The sequence below is a fragment of the Microcystis sp. M53603_WE2 genome (assembly GCF_030065435.1).
Map to the genome: position 1 here is coordinate 1 of NZ_JASJFF010000874.1, position 2,183 is coordinate 2,183.

The 2,183-nt window shown below is 42.1% G+C and carries 3 protein-coding genes; all 3 read left to right on the forward strand.

From position 1 onward, the window contains the following. Nucleotides 1-580, forward strand: a 580-nt coding sequence (locus PX481_RS18585; RefSeq protein WP_288095391.1) for a M16 family metallopeptidase, incomplete at its 5' end; no start/stop codon positions are given. Between the two features lie 372 nt (nucleotides 581-952). Then, on the forward strand, nucleotides 953-1,813 hold the full coding sequence (locus PX481_RS18590) for a fructosamine kinase family protein (protein WP_012265384.1): 861 nt from the start codon (nucleotides 953-955) through the stop codon (nucleotides 1,811-1,813). A 35-nt stretch (nucleotides 1,814-1,848) separates the two neighbouring features. Continuing rightward, a complete protein-coding gene (locus tag PX481_RS18595; protein ID WP_288024994.1) occupies nucleotides 1,849-1,980 on the forward strand; it encodes a hypothetical protein in 132 nt (43 codons plus the stop codon). Nucleotides 1,981-2,183: the final 203 nt, after the last annotated feature.

Sequence of the window (2,183 nt, forward strand, 5' to 3'; positions counted from 1 at the left end):
CGAAGCTCCTTTTAACGAGATTATCCGTCAAGAATACGAGGATGAAAATTTGCAGCAGGCCCGCTTAATCCTATTTTGGAAAGTGCCGGGGTTGAGAGACTTAGAAAAAACCTATCCTCTCGATGTTTTAGCGGCTATTCTCGGTCAGGGCAAGGTATCGCGATTATTTCAATCTCTGCGCCAAGAAAAGGGCTTAGTTTCCCAAATAACTGCCAGTAATATGTCCCAAGCAGTGCAAGGAGTGTTTTCCGTGTCGGCCCAATTAGCCTCGGAAAATATCGAGCAAGTGGAACGGGAGACATTAGCACAGATTGGACAAATTCAACAGGAAGCTGTGACAGTTTCTGAACTGGAACGAGTTAAAACCCAAGTGGCCAATCGGTTTATTTTTAGCAGTGAAAGACCGAGCGATCGGGCCAACCTTTACGGTTATTATCATACTCAGATCGGTGATTTACAACCGGCTTTTTGTTATCCCCAACACATTGAAGCCCTCACTTTAGAGGATATTCAAAATGCCTGTCAAGAGTATTTAAATCCTAACGCTTACGGTGTGGTTGTGGTAAGACCAATTCAGTAATCAGTGAACAGTAATCAGTAATCAGTGAACAGTAATCAGTAATCAGGGATAAAGATGAAGATAAATAAATAACTAAATAACTAATTAACGGTTCTTCGTTACTTAGTATGGTTCGATAGGGGGGCATAAATCGACTAAATCCTTATCTGGCAAGAGACTTAATTGATTAGTTCGCTCTAGATAAAAAATAATTGACAAAAATCGCCAAATGCCTTTCTATATAAGGGTTCCATCCCTTATAACCCCCGTCCATTGCATAACAAAAACCGAAGAACCTAATTAACTTACATCTGATAACTAAATAACTAATTAACTTAAAACTTACATCTGATAACTGATAACTGATAACTGATAACTGATAACTGATAAACCATGTGGACTCAAATTGCTCGACATATTACCCAAACCACGGAAAAACCTTTTGAAATTGAGAAAAGTCATCCCGTTAGTGGTGGCTGCATCAATCAGGGTTATGCGGTCAGTGGCAATGGTTTAATTTATTTCGTTAAGATTAACCAAGCGAACCAAGAGGCCATGTTTGCCGCCGAAGCTTTAGGATTAAAGCAAATTCACGCTACCAAGACTATCAGGGTTCCGGAGCCAATTTGTTGGGGAATTGCCGAGAAATCTAGTTATTTAGTGCTAGAGTGGCTAGAATTCGGCGGTGGCAATAGTCAAAGCTGGGAAAAAATGGGGCAAAATTTAGCTCGTTTACATCAAGTTTCCCTGTCCGATCGCTTTGGTTGGCAGTGTAATAATACCATTGGTTCTACTCCCCAGATCAATACCGTTAGTAACAGTTGGGCGGATTTTTTCGCTCATCAGCGTATTGGCTATCAATTAAGACTTGCGAAGGAGCGCGGCGGCAATTTTCCCGACGAGGATCAAGTTATTCCCGCTATTAGCGAGATTTTGAGTCAGCATCAACCCCATCCCTCCCTCGTCCATGGTGATTTGTGGTCGGGAAATGCGGCCATTACCGTCGATGGGGAACCGGTAATTTTAGACCCGGCCACCTATTGGGGAGACCGGGAGGTAGATTTAGCCATGACGGAACTTTTTGGCGGTTTTCCGGCGGCTTTTTATCGGGGTTATAACGATGTTTTCCCCCTCGATGCTGGTTATCAACAGCGCAAAACTCTTTACAATCTCTACCATATTCTCAATCACTTTAATTTATTTGGTGGTGGTTACGCTTCCCAGGCCAATCGGATGTTACAGGAAATTCTTTAAGGGTTTTACTTGTGAATATTTACCGAGGATAAATTATGTCTGTTCGAGAAACTACTGTGATTGAAACTCCAGAGACAAAAGTATGGACTGATGCAGAATTTATGGCGTTACCTGACGATGGTAATCGTTACGAATTGGTCAAGGGAGAGTTAATTAGGGTTTGCTGAAAAAGTTTTTCCTAGGGGCAGGGTGTAGGGTGTGGGGTGTGGGGTGTGGGGTTTTACCGATTTTGAGGGGGTCAATTACCTAATTTTCAGGGAAAAAGTCCCTGAATTTCCCCCTGATCACTCCCATATCTGGTACTTTTTGAGGGGAAAAAAGTCCAAAAGTCTTATCCAACAAGGTTTTTAGATTTATTCAGCAAGCCCTA

Excerpts from the sequence above, each read along its gene's own strand:
- PX481_RS18590 (WP_012265384.1), top strand. The coding sequence starts at position 953 with ATGTGGACTCAAATTGCTCGACATATTACCCAAACCACGGAAAAACCT.
- PX481_RS18595 (WP_288024994.1), top strand. The coding sequence starts at position 1,849 with ATGTCTGTTCGAGAAACTACTGTGATTGAAACTCCAGAGACAAAAGTA.